The sequence below is a fragment of the Vibrio sp. genome, from assembly GCF_038138445.1.
Lineage (GTDB): Bacteria > Pseudomonadota > Gammaproteobacteria > Enterobacterales > Vibrionaceae > Vibrio.
Map to the genome: position 1 here is coordinate 1 of NZ_JAYQDQ010000074.1, position 20,380 is coordinate 20,380.

20 protein-coding genes and 3 pseudogenes are annotated in these 20,380 nt (G+C 40.6%); 10 read left to right on the plus strand and 13 right to left on the minus strand.

Going from position 1 to position 20,380, the window contains the following annotated elements; genetic code table 11:
• The first annotated feature begins 173 nt into the window (after positions 1-173).
• Together AAFM34_RS16170 and AAFM34_RS16175 are read left to right on the plus strand one after the other, a co-directional pair.
• Positions 174-446 (plus strand): hypothetical protein, encoded by a 273-nt coding sequence (locus tag AAFM34_RS16170; RefSeq protein WP_341664545.1) that lies wholly within the window; start codon positions 174-176, stop codon positions 444-446.
• A gap of 130 nt (positions 447-576) precedes the next feature.
• Positions 577-915 (plus strand): HopJ type III effector protein, encoded by a 339-nt coding sequence (locus AAFM34_RS16175; protein WP_341664546.1) that lies wholly within the window; start codon positions 577-579, stop codon positions 913-915.
• A gap of 117 nt (positions 916-1,032) precedes the next feature.
• On the opposite strand, the pseudogene AAFM34_RS16180 reads toward AAFM34_RS16175, so the two are convergent.
• The 6 genes and pseudogenes from AAFM34_RS16180 to AAFM34_RS16205 all read right to left on the minus strand — a co-directional run.
• Positions 1,033-1,131 (minus strand): annotated as a pseudogene (locus AAFM34_RS16180) (NIPSNAP family protein); the annotation flags it as partial.
• A pseudogene (locus AAFM34_RS16185) lies at positions 1,124-1,561 on the minus strand (NUDIX pyrophosphatase). The pseudogenes AAFM34_RS16180 and AAFM34_RS16185, both read right to left, overlap by 8 nt.
• 66 nt (positions 1,562-1,627) lie before the next feature.
• Positions 1,628-1,912 (minus strand): annotated as a pseudogene (locus tag AAFM34_RS16190) (nucleotidyltransferase family protein); the annotation flags it as partial.
• A 257-nt stretch (positions 1,913-2,169) separates the two neighbouring features.
• Complete coding sequence (locus tag AAFM34_RS16195; RefSeq protein WP_341664547.1) at positions 2,170-2,931, minus strand: sulfite exporter TauE/SafE family protein; 762 nt, start codon at positions 2,929-2,931, stop codon at positions 2,170-2,172.
• Positions 2,932-2,953: 22 nt separating this feature from the next.
• Complete coding sequence (locus tag AAFM34_RS16200; RefSeq protein ID WP_341664548.1) at positions 2,954-3,799, minus strand: TauD/TfdA family dioxygenase; 846 nt, start codon at positions 3,797-3,799, stop codon at positions 2,954-2,956.
• Between the two features lie 656 nt (positions 3,800-4,455).
• The gene (locus AAFM34_RS16205; RefSeq protein WP_341664549.1) at positions 4,456-5,745 is read right to left on the minus strand and encodes an NAD(P)/FAD-dependent oxidoreductase; all 1,290 of its coding nucleotides are present in this window, start codon (positions 5,743-5,745) and stop codon (positions 4,456-4,458) included.
• Positions 5,746-6,212: 467 nt separating this feature from the next.
• Between AAFM34_RS16205 and AAFM34_RS16210 the strand changes: the two genes are divergently transcribed.
• From AAFM34_RS16210 to AAFM34_RS16230, 5 genes are all read left to right on the plus strand, one after another.
• The gene (locus tag AAFM34_RS16210; RefSeq protein WP_341664550.1) at positions 6,213-6,668 is read left to right on the plus strand and encodes a lysozyme inhibitor LprI family protein; all 456 of its coding nucleotides are present in this window, start codon (positions 6,213-6,215) and stop codon (positions 6,666-6,668) included.
• A 69-nt stretch (positions 6,669-6,737) separates the two neighbouring features.
• Entirely contained in the window at positions 6,738-8,249 is a 1,512-nt protein-coding gene (locus AAFM34_RS16215) for a BCCT family transporter (protein ID WP_341664551.1), read from the plus strand.
• Positions 8,250-8,412: 163 nt separating this feature from the next.
• Positions 8,413-8,595, plus strand: a complete 183-nt coding sequence (locus AAFM34_RS16220) for a YqaE/Pmp3 family membrane protein (RefSeq protein ID WP_341664552.1) — start codon at positions 8,413-8,415, stop codon at positions 8,593-8,595.
• Between the two features lie 74 nt (positions 8,596-8,669).
• Positions 8,670-9,236, plus strand: coding sequence for a hypothetical protein (locus tag AAFM34_RS16225; protein ID WP_341664553.1), 567 nt, complete (start codon positions 8,670-8,672; stop codon positions 9,234-9,236).
• A gap of 10 nt (positions 9,237-9,246) precedes the next feature.
• Positions 9,247-10,344: a hypothetical protein gene (locus AAFM34_RS16230; protein ID WP_341664554.1), complete on the plus strand. Its 1,098-nt coding sequence runs from the start codon at positions 9,247-9,249 to the stop codon at positions 10,342-10,344.
• Between the two features lie 133 nt (positions 10,345-10,477).
• On the opposite strand, the gene ycfP is transcribed toward AAFM34_RS16230, so the two are convergent.
• From ycfP to hinT, 6 genes are all read right to left on the minus strand, one after another.
• Positions 10,478-11,026, minus strand: a complete 549-nt coding sequence (gene ycfP, locus AAFM34_RS16235) for an alpha/beta hydrolase YcfP (RefSeq protein WP_341664555.1) — start codon at positions 11,024-11,026, stop codon at positions 10,478-10,480.
• An 82-nt stretch (positions 11,027-11,108) separates the two neighbouring features.
• On the minus strand, positions 11,109-11,978 hold the full coding sequence (locus tag AAFM34_RS16240; protein WP_341664556.1) for a phosphotransferase: 870 nt from the start codon (positions 11,976-11,978) through the stop codon (positions 11,109-11,111).
• A gap of 17 nt (positions 11,979-11,995) precedes the next feature.
• Positions 11,996-12,586, minus strand: coding sequence for a penicillin-binding protein activator LpoB (lpoB, locus tag AAFM34_RS16245; protein WP_341664557.1), 591 nt, complete (start codon positions 12,584-12,586; stop codon positions 11,996-11,998).
• A 69-nt stretch (positions 12,587-12,655) separates the two neighbouring features.
• On the minus strand, positions 12,656-13,045 hold the full coding sequence (locus AAFM34_RS16250) for a YcfL family protein (protein WP_341664558.1): 390 nt from the start codon (positions 13,043-13,045) through the stop codon (positions 12,656-12,658).
• A complete protein-coding gene (locus AAFM34_RS16255; protein WP_341664559.1) occupies positions 13,042-14,436 on the minus strand; it encodes a hypothetical protein in 1,395 nt (464 codons plus the stop codon). Before AAFM34_RS16255 ends, AAFM34_RS16250 begins: the two co-directional genes overlap by 4 nt.
• 102 nt (positions 14,437-14,538) lie before the next feature.
• The gene (gene hinT / locus AAFM34_RS16260; protein WP_341664560.1) at positions 14,539-14,889 is read right to left on the minus strand and encodes a purine nucleoside phosphoramidase; all 351 of its coding nucleotides are present in this window, start codon (positions 14,887-14,889) and stop codon (positions 14,539-14,541) included.
• 407 nt (positions 14,890-15,296) lie between these two features.
• Here hinT and AAFM34_RS16265 point away from each other — a divergent pair, with 407 nt between their 5' ends.
• Positions 15,297-16,466: a DUF1887 family protein gene (locus AAFM34_RS16265; protein ID WP_341664561.1), complete on the plus strand. Its 1,170-nt coding sequence runs from the start codon at positions 15,297-15,299 to the stop codon at positions 16,464-16,466.
• 55 nt (positions 16,467-16,521) lie between these two features.
• Here AAFM34_RS16265 and fadR read toward each other — a convergent pair whose 3' ends face one another.
• Positions 16,522-17,361, minus strand: coding sequence for a fatty acid metabolism transcriptional regulator FadR (gene fadR, locus AAFM34_RS16270; RefSeq protein ID WP_341664563.1), 840 nt, complete (start codon positions 17,359-17,361; stop codon positions 16,522-16,524).
• 694 nt (positions 17,362-18,055) lie between these two features.
• Between fadR and nhaB the strand changes: the two genes are divergently transcribed.
• Entirely contained in the window at positions 18,056-19,645 is a 1,590-nt protein-coding gene (gene nhaB, locus AAFM34_RS16275; RefSeq protein ID WP_341664565.1) for a Na(+)/H(+) antiporter NhaB, read from the plus strand.
• A gap of 122 nt (positions 19,646-19,767) precedes the next feature.
• The gene (gene dsbB / locus AAFM34_RS16280) at positions 19,768-20,286 is read left to right on the plus strand and encodes a disulfide bond formation protein DsbB (protein WP_341664567.1); all 519 of its coding nucleotides are present in this window, start codon (positions 19,768-19,770) and stop codon (positions 20,284-20,286) included.
• Positions 20,287-20,380 lie beyond the last annotated feature (94 nt).

Sequence of the window (20,380 nt, forward strand, 5' to 3'; positions counted from 1 at the left end):
GCATCTACCTTAACTTGATGATTTTTATCTAAATTATCAGGGGATTCCTCAGAACTTTGCATCAAGTGACAGCAAAATACGACTTTTTACTACCCGTTGACTACCCTTCCTGTTACCGTAAAGCCAATATAAGTCACTTTTGGTAGTATGAGATGAATAACATGATGATATTTATGTCGATTATTTCTTTTCTGTCGATGCTACTAATGGGATATTTTTTACGAATCTTATTCCCATTACTCAAAGATAGGCATCAAGAAAAGCGCAAGAATTATTTAGAAATCTTATCTCTATTAAATGAGAGGGAAATAAAAAAAGCCTCTGACTATGCTGCTTTAACCGCCCCTCATGATCTCTATCAAGCGATAAAATCCATGGAAAATGATAAAGCCCTAAGTCATGCGGACATTGTTGCCATGATGCGAAAAGAGCTCAGATTAAAGTAAAAGAGCCCTATTCAGCTCAACTCTCACAGTTATATACATCCACAAACGGATCTTTCACTATATTTTAGCTAACTTCCTTTTTACCTAGTGATATAGTAGTTAGTCTATTCAACTGTGAGGAAAGAGATAAATGGACAAGTTTCTAAAGCGACTGGCTAGCACAACCAATGAGGTTATGTTTGAACAGTCAATACAGGTGATCGACGAACACTTTGACTTTCACCCAGTCAGCTTTGTAAACGGAGAAACTCAAAATCAAGCGGGGCAAAACAAAGGTTCCTGTAAGATCTTTGCCTTCGCACAACTGCAAGGCTTGGATGAATCATCAACCTTGGCTTGTTTCGGCGAGTTCTATCGTGAAGATGTGTTAAATAATCCAAATGGCACCGATCACGCTAACATCCGCAATTTTATCCAACATGGTTGGGCTGGCATTCACTTTGATGGTGTTGCATTAACCAAAAAGTGAGTCATCTAAGACAAAGATACTAGTGACTATCTTACAATATTGACACACGCGAATAATATAAACAAATACTAATAAGAACGCCCACTTATTGGGCGTTTAATCATTTTATACCATTACCTAACCGAATACAGGTCTGAAAAAACTGCGCTCATAGCTAATAACACTCTCGACTTTGTCTGCAAGCTCCAAAGCTTTAATACATTCAGGATCATTTAGATAACTTAAGTCGTTCGCATAGTTCCCACAAAGCTATTCTATTTGAATCATACTTAAGAAGCCTGCTTGCGTCAGATGCATTACACCAACGAAATTCAGTGTGCTCCGCAGATAATTGTGGCTCACCAAAAACCTGCACAGAGAATGCGTATTCTGGTATCACATAAGGGTTATCCTTCCATTTTTCATGACCAGAATAAAAAACTCAAGGTAACATACACATAGAGTCTAGTTGAGCCCAATCATAACCAATTAACGACGTCTCTTCATATAGCTCTCTTTTTGCAGTATCCAGCACAGGTTCTTTATCTTCTCCACCACCAGAAATTGCCTGCCATTCACCGTTATCCTTTCGACAAGCAATCAAAAACATGGGTTCTTTTATTTCAAATTTATATGGAAAAACCAGTACCTGAAATGGTGCTCTCATCATGTTGAGTCCTATATTGTCATGAGTGAGTGGATACTATAACCATTAGGAAAAGTAGAGCACTTGCTATGGAACAACTTTCAAAGCTGGCCATCTAGCTAACCAGCTTTTTGAATTTACACGACTTTCGAACGTTTCTCTCGATCTCTTGGGGTTATATGTAATGCAGTAATCAAATAGTGACTCAAAACCAAAAGAGGAAATACATTCGTAACGATCAAGCCCCACTTTCCTTATAGCTACAGCGGTTTCTTTTTCAACCCAAAAACTCATAGCATCCAAAGTACTTGAATAGGGTCGATCGCCATTACGTTTGTGCATATAGGCTTGATTACGAACCTGCCAATGCATAGTAATTTATCATGAGTTGTTATTCCTAATATTTCAATAGTCAATAAACTAGCCCGAACACTCGGAACACACCAGATATATCAGAAGTGATGTTGAAAAGCCGTAGCAATATTCAATAAAAAGTCCCCTTTTTTCATAACACAAAGCAATAGCCCAACATAGTTTGAAGGTGCTTTTCTTAAATCCCTGCTTTTTCTTGATCTCGCAAATCTGTACTTACGCAGCACTACTCTTGTATACAAATAAACCTGAGGGCATTACCCTACTAAATAAATTACAATATTTTTCAAACATACTATTGTAATTACTCCGATCAAAACTTTTCTAGCCAAAATCACATCAATTCCTATTCTTAATCTAGTGCCCACATATGAGCCAATAATTGCGAAAATAGACATAACTATCACGTGTAATACAAAGTCATAAAATACAAATCCCAAATAGATAAAGACAACTATTTTGAAAATATTAATAATTGTATTTATGGCTGCATTTGTAACAATAACTTCTCTTGGCTTATACCCATCTCTAATGAGGATAGAGGTGCTTAATGGGCCTGTAGCACCAACATACAATGCAAGTGATGTCTGAACTATACCGAGGGAGAAATACTTACCAGGAATCTTTGACATAACCTTTTCAATGGGAAACCATAGAACGAAAAGGATAAACGAGCTAATAAGGAGAGGGAGTATAGAAAAGTCGATTTCATTGAACAACTGAGAACCAAAGTATGCTCCAATAATCGAACCAACCAAAAATTGCACCAATGCAGTGAAGCAAGTGCTTCTAATATCGAATAGAAATCGACTTATATTGCTAGATAATTGAACAGCTCCATGCACTGGGATTAGTGCAGACGGAGGAACAAAGCTAGGTAGTATTGCTAGCAAGAGCACCCCTCCCCCCATACCTATAACCGCAGTAATGAGAGACGTTACAAATGCCAAACCAGCTAGACTTGCATACAAGAATTCAAGACTCAATTTTTTAATCTCGTTATAGCAAAATGCGGGCATCAAACCCACATTAAATTTTTTCTTAAAACCCTAGAGTCAATCGATAGTCACTATGGCTTGGTTTTCCATCAAGTGTCAACCGCAACAACCTTCTATCCTCATTTTTAGGAAACGCAGTGCGGGCATGCATGACCGCTGAGTTGTCTGCAATTAGAATTTGATTTTCTTTCAGTCTGAGACGTACTTGGTTCTCAGGTCGGTCTATAAAACTCTTTATCTTTGCAAGCGTAGTTATTAGACTTGATGGATTAATCTCATATTCAACTACGTTATCACATCGAAATGAGAACATATAAGAGCCATTGCCAAGATATTTATCATCAAAAACAGGTCTCGAAGCTTTTGCATTACCTCTTTTCATCGTCAAAGCACCCGAGCGCTTAAGTAAGGCTAGGCCGTGAGGATCTTCTTTAGAAAGGAAGTCATAAATATTTTTTGAAGAAACCAAGATCGACTCACCCCCTATACTCGACTGTTTTATGCATTGAAGAAGAAGAACAATTGGAGGCTCGTCAGAATATACGCCACCAGTGTGAAGAGGATGTTCGGTATAGCTTGCCCCCAAATAACCATCAAAACCTTTTAAGTTTGAGATAACAGTAATACCATTTGAGTCCGAACGGTCATGTCCAACTGGGTTGCCAAAAAAGTGTCCTATCTTGAGTAATACATCCTCAGGGGTGTGAGTTTTTTCATGCTCAACCAAAGCTACACCATATCTGTTGAATTTTTCTACTATTTTTTGAATAGTTATTTCGTTCAAACTATTATCGGCGGGTAGGCGCACCGACAGTTCCCTGAGGTCAGTTTGGCTGTCAAATCTAGTCCTAGTGGCCTGATTCGTTTCGCGAATAAGTTCTTTTTCCATAAAATACCCTAGCTGATGCTTGATAATACTGCTGTGAAAAATGTACAAGGGCAGCGTAACAAGGGAATTGTGCAGTCTCAATGAAATAAAATTCATTTCGTGAACATTATTAACTTTATTATTTCAATCAATTATAACTTTTCCAAGCAGTAGTAACCCCAAGGGCAGTTTTTACCTCTGCCATTCATTAAATTTTATATATTAAAGTTACTCACACAGTTTATTCAAACGTCCAAGATGCAAACCAATTTGGGGAAAACTAATATCATGCCGTCAGCTAGTTCGGTTTTGAGCAATTCCGGGTGACTATCCAAAGAGCACTCTAGTTTTGCAAAATACTTTTGGTATATCACCCACTCGATCAGCCTAAATGAAGCTGGTCAAATTCTTTTCTCCGACACTAGAGTTACGAAAACGCAATAACTTTTTAAACATTACCATTCACCAACTTTTTCAATAGAAAATACGTACTTTGCACCACCAGATGTCACATATAAGCAATTAGAAAAGTAATACTAAGCCGTAAAGTATGAAGAATGGGAGTGCTAGATTGATTTGGGACATGTCAAAAATAGCGGCATACCTAGGGCCTAGGGTATACCGCCATTAAGTCTTTACCTGCAATACTAGTGTGTTCGCGTATCAGCAGGCCCTTATTAGTGAAGCTTTAGATTTGGGCGTAGAACTCGGTTAATCCTACCCATCAGAATAATTAACGCGGTTTTGATTACGCCGTGCAGGGCCATTTGATGCAAGCGATAGAGGGAGATATACACCACTCTTGCGATTCGACCTTCTATCATCATTGAGCCTTTGGTCAAATTCCCCATCAAGCTGCCGACTGTAGAAAACTTACTTAAAGACACTAAAGAACCTTTATCTTTATAGATATAAGGCTTGAGTTCGCGGCTATTAAGCTTGGCAACGATATTAGAAAATGCTCGGCTCGCCATTTGGTGGGCAGCTTGTGCTCTTGGCGGAACGAAGGAGCCATCGGCCTGAGTGCACTGGGCCAAGTCTCCGATAACAAAAATATCGTCATCTAAGGTCGTCTGCAGAGTTTCTTTAACAATCAGTTGGTTGATACGATTAGTTTCAAGGCCAGCGATATTTTTAACAAAATCTGGCGCCTTAATTCCTGCCGCCCAGACCATGATTTGCGCAGGGATTTTTTCACCCTCTTTGGTCATCAATCCATCTGAGCAAGCTTCGGTAACCATAGTTGTGGTGCGAACATTGACACCAAGCTTGGTTAATTCTTGATGCGCTGCCGACGAAATACGAGTTGGCAGTGCCGGTAGAATGCGCTCGCCAGCTTCAATTAAGTTGACGTTTAATTTGCTTGAATCTAAGTCTCCGAAACCATAAGTGCGAAGCTCTTTTACCGCATTGTGAAGCTCAGCAGATAGTTCGACTCCGGTTGCACCCGCACCTACAATGGCAATATCAACCGAACCATGGCCATGCTTTGCATGCAGCTTCAAGAACTCATTGTTCATTTCCGTTCTGAATTTAGATGCTTGGTCTGTACTATCGAGAAAAATGCAATGCTCGCGCACGCCTGGAGTATTGAAGTCGTTAGAGGTCGAGCCCAGTGCCATAATCAGAATATCGTACTCTAATTCTCGACCTGGCATTAACAACTCATCATGTTCATCTTTAAGTTCGCTAAGGGTAATCACCTTACGCGCCCTATCGATGTCTTTAAGACTGCCCATTTGGAAATCGAAGTGATGATTTTTAGCATGAGCGCGATAGCTCAGTGCATCCACCCCTTCATCGAGCGATCCTGTTGCTACTTCATGCAACAAAGGTTTCCATAAATGACTGGCTTTGCGATCCACTAGTGTCACTTTCGCACGCCCTTTACGGCCTAAGGTCCGGCCAAGTTTGGTAACAAGCTCTAAACCACCTGCACCGCCGCCCACTACGATAATTCGAGTCACAGCAACTATCCTCTAGAAAAATAAAATAGGTGTCGAGCCGATATATCGCCTCGATAAAATTTGCGTAATTTCTCGCCAGCCTGCTCTAACTAGATTGAGTCTTACGGCAATCAAGGCGTGTAGAGGTTTTATTTATCAAGTAAGCCACGTTATTCAAACAATGTTTCGCCTTCGAGAGGCTTTCAAGATTTTAGTCTTGCTTGGGCAAGTTTTGACTTGCTCTCATTTTTTTGATTTTTATCAACATCCTTATGATAGAAGTCATTATATAGGGCAGGATAGGCCGCGCAACTAAAGATTGCCTTAAGGGGCGTGAAATTTCATTGATTAACCTATAAAAGCTTCACTTACCATTTACCTTTGCTGAGAGACAAATGTCTTCATTGGTTCCATCTCTACATTCATGGTTTTTTGCTATTCAATTATTTAGTATAGTTGGACGCCACTATCCCTGAGTTCACTTCATAATGAAACCATACACGCTAAAAGTACTGCTCGTTTTGCCTTCTTTTTTTGGGCTTGGCGGATGTACGCAAAGCACCCAACCGGCAGAATCAAGCCAAACGGAACTCAGAACTGAAACACAAAACTTAAAAGAGCCTGACGGAACAAAAAGAAGCGCTGCGTATATGTCCTGCTCTCAAAACGCCCTAGATAGCTTGGCCTATACTCGATGCCAAAATGCCGAGTTAGAAAGGGAAGACGTTCGCTTAAATCAAGAGTACCAATCGGCAATCAAGCAAATCCAAACGTTTAGGCATCAAGATCTAAAACATATGCAAAACTTATGGATTAAGTATCGTGACGCAAAATGCAATTTTTTCTATCACAAAGAGAGCGGTTCTGGTGGGCAAAATGACGCGATGGACTGTTACATCGACATGACCCAACAGCGCGCTGATGAACTCAGAGCACTCTTCTAAAGTCTCGTATCGGCCGACATACGTTAGCATCCTGAGGTCAAGTAAACTAATGAACATTCGGAGTGTAAAGTGAGCTCATCCAATATAGCCATACTTAAGTCTCGGTTGACTCCTATGCTTAGACCAAGTAATACGACGATGAGCATTTATGCGATCGCCGCTACTATGTTTGTTTTTGTCTCCGTTCCCCAACTCACCATCAGCTATCTCGCTCATCTAACTCAATCAGCTATCGACCAATTTAGCCTTAGTCTGCTGCTTATCTCAAGCTTTATGGTGTTGCTCGTTATCGGGCTCAGTATAAGCCCAGTAGGCAAAATACGTTTAGGTGGGGAATTAAGCACGCCTGAATTTAGCACGCCAAGTTGGCTCGCCATGCTATTTACTGCGGGTATGGGCTCTGGTCTTATCTTTTGGGGAATAGCTGAACCCTCATTTCATGCCTCCAACCTGCCTGTCTTTGCTCAAAATTTGGGAGATGATACCGACACAGCCTTGGCAATTACTTACTTCCATTGGGGGCTACACGCATGGGCGATCTATGCCATCACAGCACTAGCTATCGCATGGTTTAGTTACAATAGAAAGCGCACCTTACACATATCATCGACATTCACTTCAAAATCAAAACGCGGTTGGTACTCAGTCGTCGATTGGATGGCTGTCATTGCGATAATATTTGGTGTTGCTGGCACGTTTGCTAACGCTATTGCATTGATTCAAACCGGTTTAGGGCAAACGCTATCAAAGCCTATAGATTCATTCTCCTTTCGATATAGTTTACTTATCGCCATTGCAATCTTGTTTACCGCATCATCTTTATTAGGACTACAAAAAGGCATTAAGCGGCTAAGCCTTTTCAATACAGTGATTATGCTTGCTATGGTTATTGCGGCATTCGCTCTTATCGACCCGATACAAACTCTAATTCGAATCACTTCATCATCGCTCGCTTATATCGAGCTTTTACCAAAAGTCTCTTTTTCCATCGAGCCTCAGTCTCACAGCTGGAGCCTAGGTTGGACTGTCACTTATTTAGTGTGGTGGATTGCATGGGCTCCTTTCGTTGGACCTTTTATCGCAAGGATCAGTAGAGGTAGAACCATTCGGCAGTTCTTAGCCTGTGTCGTACTTATCCCAACCCTAGCCTCCATTATTTGGTTTAGTACTTTTGGAGGCGCTAGTCTTGACAGTGATTTTAGCGCACAGGTCATAAATTCGGTAAGCAAAGACTACACTCAGGGTTTATTTGTTTTCTTTGAGCATTTGCCCTTGAGTCAAATGTTTTCAATCGCAGCCTTAATCTTATTGGTAACTTTTATCATCACAAGCGCTGACTCAGCATTGTTTGTTTGCTCTATGCTAACCAATACTGACAATAATAGAGCCAGGCTGATATGGGCGATCATCTTAGTCTTGCTTTCTGCGTCGCTACTTTATGACAATGATGTTGAGCTTAACAAACAAATAGCCATAGCCGGAGCGCTTCCCTTTACTTTGATCATAGTGCTACAAGTTATTATTCTGATTAAAGATATTATAAAAAATAATAAAGGAGATTTATCCACTGACTTAGAATAATATTATTTGTATTTTACATCTTATAATAAGAACTTAATAAATATTATTTCACTTAGTGAAATTAGCATAAATAATGGTTATTATGTCCGTTGACTTAATTTCCTTCAAATAAGAACATACTTATTCCAAAAAATTTAAATTTAACTCAATTTAGGAATATATTATGAATAAATTTTTACTCATCATTTTATGCTTGTTGTTACCACCTGTCGCAGTTGTATGTAACCGTGGACTAGGAAAAGACTTTTTTATTAGTTTTGTACTCACTCTGTTCTTCTTTATTCCTGGAGTTCTTCATGCGTTTTATTCTACCATGGAAGTCGCCAGACGAAGACGCCGTAGGTGATGAGTACTTCCTATTCCCTTTATGCTAAAACGCATAAAACAACAAGCCATTGCTAAGCGGGCACAGAGTCATACATGCCTATTAGGCAATCTAATAAGCATTTTAGAAAGAGCATGGTTCTTATCCAGATTTTTCTAATCGAAGATCAGGGTAATCCCGTATATAAATGCCACCTAGATTATGGTTATGCTGTTTCTATCAACTACTTGATGGAAACAGCGCATATGATTCACAACCAACATTCATTTTATAATAATATACACAAGGATTTAAAGCTGATCGTTCGCGAAGCACTAGCTAAATTAAAATTTCCAGCTAGTATCATTAATGAATTTGATTCTCACTCAACGATATGCATCTCTTTAGCTCAACCACCAGATATTAATATCTCAATAGAAGATGGCAGACTTATCATTTGGTCAAGTATAGTGGCAACCGAAGAAGAACTTATTGAAAAATACAGATTGATCATTCCAGCAATTACCACCCCATCTCCATATTCAGAAGGAGGGAGCTGTCAGTTACTGAAGGTAGATGGCGGGTATGAACTCCGCTCGAATATTCGTATTAAAGTATTGCAAGATAGTTTACTAGACGAAGCTCTAATAGAGTTTCATAGAATTTTGATTCAATTCTACTGAGGTGAGTTAAATGAATAATATAACTGCAATATCTAACCCTACAATTACGGAAATTGTCGAGCCTGGGCGTCAGGCTGAAGGAAATAATAGCTTAGTTTCAAGTGCGACTATAGTACACAATGTAGCAGCAACACCAGCAACAGAACGATATGGTTCGGAAAGTATGACTAGAACTAATCTAGCTGAAGCTGAGGTTACCTCTCTAGTTACCAAGCTCGAGGATTCAACTCCTAATGAAGGCTCTAAACTACTATCTGTTTGCGATATGAAAACGGCAACGCTCATTCTTGAAAAAATGCACCAGAAAAGCCTTTCAGAATTATCTGATTCAGATGATGAGCCTATTGATATGGATGACTTTGATTTCGACAAGATGGAAGGTTCTCTAGTTGCAAAAACTAATGCTTCACAAATTCTTGAAGAAATGGAACCCTGCACTGCAAAATATATACTAAGCAAAATGTCCAATAAAGACCGCGATGAAATTATTGAAAATATGCAACCCCATAATAAGTCTAGGCATACCGACAGCAAACGCGAAGGCACCACCTTGGACGATATCAGAGAAATATTAAACCATCGCCTTGCCCTTCACATTACACCCGAAGAAAATATCGAATCTATCCTTCGTAGTGGTCTTGACCCAAATTATGGTGGACGTAATGGCATGTCCGAGGGAACTAACTTCCAACAATCTTGCAAAAACAAAATTCACTTTATTGTCGATTCTTTCTCTTCATTAGATGAAAGTGAGTTTATCAAAACAAATGTTCGAGGAAATTTAGAAAACCCTACCGAATTGAATATAGGACTACGTGATACATTAAAGTACCAACCTGATCCCTCCTATATTCAAAAAGGAGCATTCTATACGGAGGAACGCATTGAGCCAGAAGAGATTATACCGATGCCACTCAAAAACGCTTTTAGGGAGCCCGGTAACATTGGAGCAGATTATACACCGGATGGCTTTGTTGATGCCGTTTCACCAAAAAGTACAAAAAGCATAATAGAGAAAACAGAGGATATTAGAAAAGCGTTATGGGACAAGAACGAGAGCATATATCCAGCTTCATCAGATAGTAGCTATACAAAAACAACTGAATAAACAACTATGAAGAAACCTACTTAAAATTTTTACGACTTGATATCACCCCAGAGAGCCGCCACAATGCATCATATACTATTCGTGGCGGAGCTCGCTGAAAGATACTTTAGTCAATCACTTTTTACCTGCTAAATTAGCCACAACTTAATCTAAATGATTGTATAGCCTTTGAATGCTGAGAAATTTTTTTAAATTTATGACTTTGAGTATTGTCCCAGATAATATCATAGTAACTTTCAAGTTCTGCTGACGTTTTCAGGTTATCGTGTACTTCATCGTTTTCTGACAAAATAACTAAGCACTGTTTTTTGTTCTGAGTACGAAATTCTTGCACGCACTTAGTCGCAATATCTTGATATTCTTCAGGTCTGTCTATACGACCTTGCATAGTGAGTTCTGGATGGAGGTTGGGGTTAAATATCACTTGCTTAATTCCGCACAGAAACCCGATACGCTCAGACCAGTAGCCTCCAAGTCCGACACCACAAATGATAGTCTTATTTCTATCTTCTGATTGTTCAATCGCTTTATGTACTTCCTTGAGAAGATGCTGCATATCATGTTTGGGATGCAACGTACTGTAGTTAACAAAACGAACATCTTGATCAATAAATTGTAGTTGCAAGACTTTTTCGTGGTTGCCGGGGCTGGTAGAATCAAAACCGTGTAAGTAAATAATCATTCTAGGATCCTCAGTTGCCCCAACAAATCTAACATAAAAAGTATGGGTATAAGGAGACCTTAATCTAAAATATATCGAGAGGTTAAACTTGGTCAGATTGCGCAATCAATAAATCACGAAGAGTTTGCGCTTCGGTGAGATACCTATCTTGCCCCTTTAACTGATATGCTAAGAGATACCACAACATCGCCATCACCTCAGCCCTTGGCTTCCAAGCCATAACCCCATTAACCCAATCATCAACACTTTCGATACCTCTAAACTGGCAGTATCGATAAACCGACTCTAGTGGTTTCTCATTTGTCACACCTATTGTTATCGCTAGGTCGAGTCTAGGATCAGACACACAGGCGTATTCCCAGTCAATCACCTTATGTCCTTCAGAGTGTTTAACCATGTTGTAGCCGGCAAGATCAAAATGACAAAGCGAGTGGATAGTGTTGTCTAAACTTGGCACGTTACGCCATTGTTGGTACAAGTCTCGGTACTGGTCTAACTGCAATTCTTCGCGTAATAGCATCCAGTAGTGATCGACCCGAGCAGTATAGTTAAACGGGACGGTCGGTACTTTAGTGATATCGAAATTGTGTATCTTGGCTAATGTTTTTAGTAACGAGTCAAAAGGTAGGTCATGAGTCAGTGGCTCTCCTTCAATCCATTCCACCAACAAGCCGTATTCATTAAGATAAACGGGCTTAGGAGCAATACCAGTATCTTTGATGAGAGAGAGAATTTGCTGTTCATGAAATCTAGAAATCGACAAAGCTTTGGTGATGTGGGTACTGGGACGCCACACAAAACAATCGCTGCTGTGAGTTTTAACTTTCCAGCAGCGATTTGTCAGCCCTCCGGTCAGCGTCTGAGCATATTCCGGAGGAGTCGAGAAGAAGTGATCTAATGATCTCAGTGAAGTATCAAGCTGACAGGCTTCCTGCCAGGCCATTATTGCCATTGATCACTCCTATAGAATTACAGCCCCAAGAAGCTTTTCGACTCTTGTTTACGGATTTCTGTTTCATCCGCCCATTCGATTAAACCAGTTTTCAGGTCCATAAGACGCATGGTCATCTTATAGTATACATCTTTATCACTGCCTCCGGTTTTCGCTATGCTAGATAGGTTGCCGTACAGCATATATTGCGCGCCAACCATCTGACCAAACTGGATCGCAGTGCTTTGATTCACTAACTCATCATTGTTTTGGAAGTTAAGTTGTTCACGAACCGCTTCCACTCTGTCCATATCAACAAAACGGAATTTACCCGAATTTAGCATTTTGGTACTGATAGTATCAGTAATAGATTCAGTATCGATATGCTCGCTCGTCTTGTTCTTAATTTTTTCAACAAAAACGATTGGGCGAGAATTATTGGTTATAGCAGCAACCGATCCAGACATCATCATGCTATCAACCATTTCTCCGGCAATCTTTTGTAAATCCGTTGAACCAAAATCAATCGTCGTGGTTTCAACAGCTTGTGCATCACCATAGCTGACTTTATTAGAACAGCCACCTAATAACACAGCTAAGCCAAGTAATGCTATAGCGCTTTTTTTCATTGTAAGTTCCTCAATTTCACTAAATGTTCTGTAAGTTGATTAAAAGATAGAATGCCGAAGTCTTGGGCTTTAGTTATCGCTTTCTCGAATCTGAATGCGGAACTGTGTACCATTCGGATTTACTGAAACTTCTGAGATAGAGATAGTTTCCATTCCTCGAACAACGGTTTGTCGCCATGGGCCAAGCTTAGTGTTCACCTCTAACCCACTATCATCATACCAATAGAAGCGATACTGAATGTGTTGATCACCTTTGTATTGGCTAGTGACTCTCACCACACCTCTCGCTCGTCCATCAACCTGAGCTGTCGATATATCGTCAATGTGTAAACGTCCAGCTAACACGTTATCACCAAATAAAACGGTTTGCGATGCTCCGTCTATACGTAAACCAGCAGTGTTACTCGAACACCCCACCATGATAAAACCAGCAAACGCTGCAATAAGCCATTTTTTCATCTAATGTTTCCTAACTGTTTATGCCATACAATGGCATTACCTCCCTGCCGAGAGACCCAAACCAAAGCAGTACGACCTGCTTTCAACTCAAATTGGTAATCTTGATCATTCACCGTCACCGTCTGCTGCCCAGGTTCAACTGTCACACTGCTGCTTCTTATTTGACTAGGAAGGGTTAACCAACTTCTGGTATCAGGTTGCTCTGTCAATGTATTCCAAATATTCACCAATGCATTACCCAATTGGTCTTCATTGGTGGTATTTCTGCGTAATTCATCTTTTGCCCATACGCGAAGGGCTTGACGAATAATGATTGCCGGCATTCTCTCAGACAAATCATATTGAGCCATAACATTGACATCCGTCATTAAGTCACTGTTGACCTTGGTCTGATTCAACTGAGTCGCTGGAAAGTACTGCGTATCATGACGTCCATAGTGCGGTAAGGCGATGGTATATAGCGCTGCATTACCGCTACTATCGAACAAAGGAAGCGTTTGTTTCCAGCCTTGCAGTGCGTCCACAACCCCCTGCTCTTCAATGACTATCACCCTAGCCTTGTCACTTTCAACGAAACTCGCTTTACCGTAACGCTTTTCTAACATGGCTAAGTCTTCATTCATACCTAATCGTTTCGCAACACGCTTAGCACCATCAATAACGGCTGCATTATCGGGCATCACTGCCAATGCTCGTCGATAATCGACATATGAATCATTAAGTGATTTGTCGGCTTCATACAGCAGTGCAGAGAGATACAACAAATAGCCATTTTGTACCGCTTGAAGTGTTTTACCTGCATCAGGATAATTAGACAGTACGCTGCCAATGTTTGGCGTTAGACCTTTGGATTGCATATCTTTTTGTGCAGACTCTAGTTCCTTTTCTCTTTCTTTTCTCGCTTGTTCTTGTACCTGATTTGCACGGCGCATTTCAATAATTGCGCCCTCAAGATCATTATTTTTAAGATAATTTAAGCCAAGGTATAAATGTAGAAATCCAAGCTCATAATCGGCTGGACGATAAATATCCAAGTTATCATTAACAGCAAGCGAACCAACGCTGGTCGCAGTCTCTGTAATTGATATAGTTGCTTTATCTTGCTGAACTCTTACCGCCTTATCACTCTGCTCAAACGCCGATTTACTCTCGCTGTATTGCTGGTTAAGCAGATAAACACGCCCTTTTTCCATGTTATCCAAGATATCCCCAGCCACTTGTTCGGGTAAAGCTTGTTCGGCTTCTTGATACTGGCCTTGCTTAACCGCCTGATAAAGCTCGTTGTTTTGCGCACTGTAGTGGCTAAATAGATTGCCCGCTGAAAAGTTAGCGCAGGCAGTAAGAACTGTTGAGCCTAATACCACTAATGCAATTCGAACCTGTTTATGCACTTGGTGCTCCGAATGAATTATTAGTTTTTGTTATCGTCGCTTCGACAGTGGCAATCATTAAAAGTTTAAATGATTGCCATTATTTTTATCTAAACACCAAATTTAGCTAACCAACATAGGGCCAAGAGGCCTTCCGCCTACCAAGTGCATATGTATATGGTAAACTTCCTGGCCACCGTGTGGATTACAGTTAACAATCAAACGATAGCCATCTTCAGCAATACCCTCTTCTTTTGCCAATTTACGCGCTACGGTAAACATTCTGCCCATAGTCAGTTCATCTGATTCTTCGATATCATTGGTGGTGGGAATGAGCTTATTAGGAATGATAAGAATATGACTTGGTGCACGAGGATTAATATCTCGAAAAGCCGTCACTAGCTCATCTTGATACACCACATCGGAAGGTATCTCTTTACGAATTATTTTACTGAATATGGTCTCTTCAGCCATGAAGCACTCCATTACTTTTTATTAGCATCGAATAGTGTCTGGGAGTATGCGCCAAGCGCAAAAAAATCACAATAAAAACGGTGTTCATTTTACCCTGCATTAGTGATGAATAGCGATAAAACTATACGAATGAGACATGATTAACAGGTTCTGTTACACGCTTGAGTCGCTGAGCCATTGGGATTTTCAACTGGATAAAGCTTATATGTACAAATGATAATTCGTTTCTACCAAATTGCTTTCATACATTTAAACCTCTCCTTTTGTCAGAGCCATGCAAATTATCCATTGGTAACTGTCAATTTGACTTTAGGCTCTTGTTTTTTTGCTCACCATCTTTATATCGGTAGTAAGGCTTGTGCTCAGATCCATTTCACATTTTTGCAAGCCAACCATAAGGAGACTATATGGCAGTCCATGTTGGCATCATCGACCAAGATCCAATTCGTTTGGTGACTCCTTTATTGGATAACCGCACTATCAGTAATCATATTGTTTTTATTGGTGTGAAAAGTCAGAGAGCTATGTACCAAAGACTCGAGAACGTTCTTGCCAAAAGAAAGATTACGTCCGAGTTTTTTGAGATCCCTAATGTTGCCAATACATCACGGATTAAGCGCGCTGTGGGTATCTTAGCCGATGACCTAAGTTGCCGTGGAGAAGAAGTTAAACTCAATGCTAGCTGCGGGTTAAGGCACCAGCTTTTGTCAGTTTATGAAATTTTTCGTACATTCCACTGGCCCATTTTCGTCGTTGAGCCTAATACCGATAGGTTATGCTGGCTATATCCAGATGGCAAAGAAGATACGCAGCTTGAAGATCGCATTACTATAGATGATTACCTGACTGTGTTTGGCGCTCGGGGTGAATTCAATCAACAAGAATTACCTGCACAGCTTGATCAAAAACTTTATGAACTTGGAGAAAAGTGGGCGAGCAATGCCCTGGAGCTAGGCCCAGGACTCGCTACACTTAACTATCTCGCAACGACCTGCCGTAAAGAGCAGAAGCTTAATGTTGAGTTATCAGAAAAACAGCAGGGCTACCGCGAGCTCAATATGTTACTTAGCGATCTAGTTGACGCAGAAATTGCAAGCTATGCCAAGGGTGTACTTACCTTTGCTAATGAAGACGCTCGCCGATTCTCAAATGGTGAGTGGTTGGAAACTCTTGTCCACCGGACAGTACGCGACATTCAAAAAGATATTCCAACTATTCAAGATCATTCACTCAATGTTCAAGTATATCGTCAGCTTGGAGACCGAGAAGTAAGAAATGAGTTGGATGTTGCTTCTGTCGCAAACAACAAACTGCACATCATTGAATGTAAGACCAAAGGTATGCGTGACGATGGTGATGATACTTTATACAAACTCGAATCCTTGCGCGACTTACTAGGAGGATTACAAGCGCGTGCTATGCTAGTCAGCTTTAGACCTCTACGATACAACGATATCACCAGAGCGGAAGATCTGGGACTTGCTCTCATTGGCCCTGAAGAACTCAAGGACCTCAAAACGCACTTAACGGCTTGGTACAAAGAAGCCGGTGGCTATGACGATTCAGACATTGGCTAAACAAAAAAACAGGCCGTAAAAGCGGCCTGTTTTTTTAATTCGATACGGAAAAGTATCAGCTATCATCTTCCGTAAAGCTGGTAGGTAGTGAGTTTTTCATCTCATTCCAAATCTGCGCGCTTTCCATGCCATAGTGGCGGACAACAACAATGATGCGATCACGGTTACCTGTCTCACAAACCTCCAAAAGATCACGGTAAAACTGCAACGCTAGATTTCTCGATTCTGGGTTGGAGAAATAGTAACTACCAACGCGATCGTATAGTTTCTTAAGGCCATTGAAAATCAGCCCATAGATCTGATTCCCTGAATGGAAAGCCAACCGTTGGAAAAGCATATAATCATAAAAATTAAATGTTTTAGCCACTAAAGTTGCATGACGCTTTGCCTCGTCACGTTCCCCATCATCTTTGACAAACTGCTGAATTTTCTCTGCATAGGGCGAGGAGGCCATGAAGTCTTCCCAAGAGTCTGACGCGAGAAGACTTTCACAGGACTCAATTACATTGCTAATCGTACGCTCAGAATTCTCTTTGTTGGCCTTAAATGCATAGCGCATAAAGATAGGGCTAATGTTAGTCCGTGCCGCAAGAAGATCTTCCACAATTGAAGTTGCGTTGTCAGCATCTAGGGTCATCAAGGTATCAAGGATGTGTAGCCCTGACGTTTCCATAAACTGATTAACTTTGGTGGGCTTACCATGCTGAATAGTTAACCACCCATCACGAGCAAGACGCTGAAGTACTTCACGAAGTGTAGTTCGAGTCACCCCAATCAGCTCAGAGAGCTCACGTTCAGCGGGTAAAATAGAACCCGGAGGGAAACGCCCTTTCCAAATACTCTCAATGATGTATTTTTCTGCAAAGCCTGCTGGGCTCTTTGCCTTAATGACCATTTATATAGCTGTCCAATATTCTGATTTATAGGGTCTAATACTACTCATCATACCACTAGTTTTTGTGTATCGGAAACAGGACAATCGCAAAGAAAGTGTAAAAATGCGTATAGAGCAAAAAATCTAATGTTAATTATGCAATTACAAGTTTACTAGTTTATTTCAAAATCTCTTAAGTTGTAGTTAATACAGTGTAATATCATCATTAACCTATGTTTTAAAAGCAATTAATGACGAGTGTTTTTAGGCCATTGTTGCAACTTTATTAGACATAATTTTGCCAAAGTAACCCATAAAAGTTGCTTTATTTGGACACCTGGTCATATAGGTGACATGAATTGTTTTTTTTCACAACTCTTACCCCATTTTAACGTAACTGGGATCCCGTTTTTGGACAAAAGTTCGCTATGATTTTTATCATTAGCATGTTTATTATTGACTAAATTAACGTGAGGAGTAGAGTTGCGACCAAAGTAAGGAGTGCTTGTTTTTCTCTGGGAATAGCTTTGCGAAATCAAATGATAGAGATCATCATTTTTTTGTTTAAGTGACTGATGAGTAATGCCTGTTTGAACATTTCATGTTGCCAGCTACCTACCTTTCGTAGCATCAAAAGCTAACCAATGTTCTACAGACGCTGAATGATAAGCACCCAAAGTGTCTATTCATTACAACATTTAAGAGTATCAATATCATGCCAATGTCGCTCGGGAATGCTTTCATTAAGAACTTCTTAGGTAAAGCACCAGATTGGTATAAAGTTGCCATTATTTTATTCCTGATAATCAATCCTATTGTTTTTTTCTTTTTTGACCCTTTCGTTGCAGGATGGCTGCTAGTAGCTGAATTCATTTTCACCCTCGCCATGGCATTAAAATGCTACCCACTCCAGCCTGGTGGACTTTTAGCAATAGAGGCGATTGCCATTGGAATGACGAGTCCTGAACAAGTTAAGCATGAGCTTGTCGCGAATATAGAGGTTTTGCTTTTGCTTATCTTTATGGTGGCAGGCATCTACTTTATGAAGCAGTTGTTGCTATTTATCTTTACCAAGATCTTACTCGGCATTCGATCTAAGAGCATGCTTTCTGTTGCTTTCTGCTTTGCTTCTGCATTTTTGTCAGCATTCTTGGATGCATTAACAGTGATTGCAGTTGTGATTAGCGTGGCCGTGGGCTTTTATGCTATCTACCACAAAGTCGCCTCTGGAATACGTTCTACTGCCTCTCATGACCATACCAAGGATGATCACCTTTGCGAATTAACCCGAGATGATTTAGAGAATTACCGGTCTTTTCTGCGTTCACTTCTTATGCATGCTGGCGTGGGAACCGCTCTTGGTGGTGTAATGACCATGGTTGGGGAGCCACAAAACTTAATTATTGCAGATCAGGCCAACTGGCAGTTCGGTGAATTTATCATTCGCATGTTACCTATCACAGCTCCAGTATTTGTGTTCGGCCTTTTGACTAGTATCCTAGTCGAAAAGTTAAAAATCTGCGGATATGGTAGCCGTTTACCCGATAACGTGCGTAAGATTTTGGTCGACTTTGATAACCAAGAACGGAAAAATCGTACCAAACAAGACGTAGCCAAACTGTGGATTCAAGGTGCTATTGCAATCTGGTTGATTCTGGGCCTCGCATTTCACCTCGCTGCTGTTGGTTTAATAGGCTTGTCTGTTATTATTCTCGCAACATCATTTACTGGTGTGATCGAAGAGCATTCTCTTGGTAAAGCATTTGAAGAGGCCCTCCCATTTACTGCGCTTCTTGCTGTATTCTTTTCTATCGTAGCTGTCATTATCGACCAGCAGCTGTTTAAACCAGTGATTGATACTGTCCTGCACGTTGAAGATAAAGGGGCACAATTAGCATTGTTCTATATTGCCAATGGTCTTCTCTCTATGGTTTCCGACAATGTTTTTGTTGGCACTGTCTATATCAATGAAGTTAAAACTGCGCTGCTGGAAGGCATTATCACGCGTGATCAGTTTGATCTCCTTGCTGTTGCCATTAACACAGGAACAAATCTTCCATCAGTTGCCACTCCAAACGGCCAAGCCGCGTTTCTATTTTTGCTAACATCAGCACTCGCGCCTTTAATCCGACTTTCATATGGACGCATGGTCATCATGGCGCTTCCTTATACTGTTGTCCTAACACTTGTAGGCCTTGCTGGAATTGTTTTCTTTGTCGAGCCTATGACAGCTTGGTTTTACGAATTAGGCTGGATTGTTCAACATTCAGCAAGTCCGATTCAAGCATTACCAAGCAGCCACTAGAAAAATGGTACGGGGATAAACAGCGTTTAAATCACCGAGTGTAAAAGTTTTGGTTGAACGTGAAACTTTTACAAGGTAAAAAGCTCTGACTAGTCAGAGCTTTTTTATAACAGGACAAAACTGTGAACATTCTTCGTATTCTCAATACCTTTGCTAAAACTCGTCTTGCTTGGCTTTTGCTGCTACTTTCGGTCATTTTTTTTGAAGCAAGTGCACTATTTTTTCAGCATGTTATGCTGCTATCACCTTGCGTGATGTGTATTTACGAACGAGTCGCAATGTTTGCTGTTGGCGGCGCTGCTTTAATTGGTCTGATAGCACCAAGTAATTCCCTAGTCCGCTGGTTAGGGCTTACCGGCTGGGGTATTAGCGCATATAAAGGGTTGATACTGGCATTGGAACACGTGGATTACCAATTTAATCCTTCACCTTTTGCAACTTGCGACCTATTTGTTACCTTTCCTGACTGGGCTCCTATCAATCAATGGGCACCTTGGTTGTTTGAAGCCTATGGCGATTGCAGCGAAGTGGTGTGGCAGTTCTTGGGATTATCTATGCCACAGTGGTTAGTGGTTATTTTTGCAGGAAATCTAATCGCTTTAGCCGCAATCATCATTGCTCAGTTTGTGAAAGAAAAGTAGCTCATCCAGAATTGAAAAAGAAAAAGCAAGAGTCTCACAACTCTAATGCCGATCAGTTAAACATTAATCGGCAGATCAATTGAATGATCCCATC

Excerpts from the sequence above, each read along its gene's own strand:
- lpoB (WP_341664557.1), bottom strand. The coding sequence starts at position 12,586 with ATGAAAAAAAGCGCTATAGCATTACTTGGCTTAGCTGTGTTATTAGGT.
- AAFM34_RS16265 (WP_341664561.1), top strand. The coding sequence starts at position 15,297 with ATGGCAGTCCATGTTGGCATCATCGACCAAGATCCAATTCGTTTGGTG.
- AAFM34_RS16170 (WP_341664545.1), top strand. The coding sequence starts at position 174 with ATGTCGATTATTTCTTTTCTGTCGATGCTACTAATGGGATATTTTTTA.
- AAFM34_RS16195 (WP_341664547.1), bottom strand. The coding sequence starts at position 2,931 with ATGCCCGCATTTTGCTATAACGAGATTAAAAAATTGAGTCTTGAATTC.
- AAFM34_RS16200 (WP_341664548.1), bottom strand. The coding sequence starts at position 3,799 with ATGGAAAAAGAACTTATTCGCGAAACGAATCAGGCCACTAGGACTAGA.
- AAFM34_RS16230 (WP_341664554.1), top strand. The coding sequence starts at position 9,247 with ATGAATAATATAACTGCAATATCTAACCCTACAATTACGGAAATTGTC.
- AAFM34_RS16175 (WP_341664546.1), top strand. The coding sequence starts at position 577 with ATGGACAAGTTTCTAAAGCGACTGGCTAGCACAACCAATGAGGTTATG.
- nhaB (WP_341664565.1), top strand. The coding sequence starts at position 18,056 with ATGCCAATGTCGCTCGGGAATGCTTTCATTAAGAACTTCTTAGGTAAA.
- AAFM34_RS16220 (WP_341664552.1), top strand. The coding sequence starts at position 8,413 with ATGAATAAATTTTTACTCATCATTTTATGCTTGTTGTTACCACCTGTC.
- ycfP (WP_341664555.1), bottom strand. The coding sequence starts at position 11,026 with ATGATTATTTACTTACACGGTTTTGATTCTACCAGCCCCGGCAACCAC.
- AAFM34_RS16225 (WP_341664553.1), top strand. The coding sequence starts at position 8,670 with ATGCCTATTAGGCAATCTAATAAGCATTTTAGAAAGAGCATGGTTCTT.
- fadR (WP_341664563.1), bottom strand. The coding sequence starts at position 17,361 with ATGGTCATTAAGGCAAAGAGCCCAGCAGGCTTTGCAGAAAAATACATC.
- hinT (WP_341664560.1), bottom strand. The coding sequence starts at position 14,889 with ATGGCTGAAGAGACCATATTCAGTAAAATAATTCGTAAAGAGATACCT.
- AAFM34_RS16250 (WP_341664558.1), bottom strand. The coding sequence starts at position 13,045 with ATGAAAAAATGGCTTATTGCAGCGTTTGCTGGTTTTATCATGGTGGGG.
- AAFM34_RS16240 (WP_341664556.1), bottom strand. The coding sequence starts at position 11,978 with ATGGCAATAATGGCCTGGCAGGAAGCCTGTCAGCTTGATACTTCACTG.
- AAFM34_RS16210 (WP_341664550.1), top strand. The coding sequence starts at position 6,213 with ATGAAACCATACACGCTAAAAGTACTGCTCGTTTTGCCTTCTTTTTTT.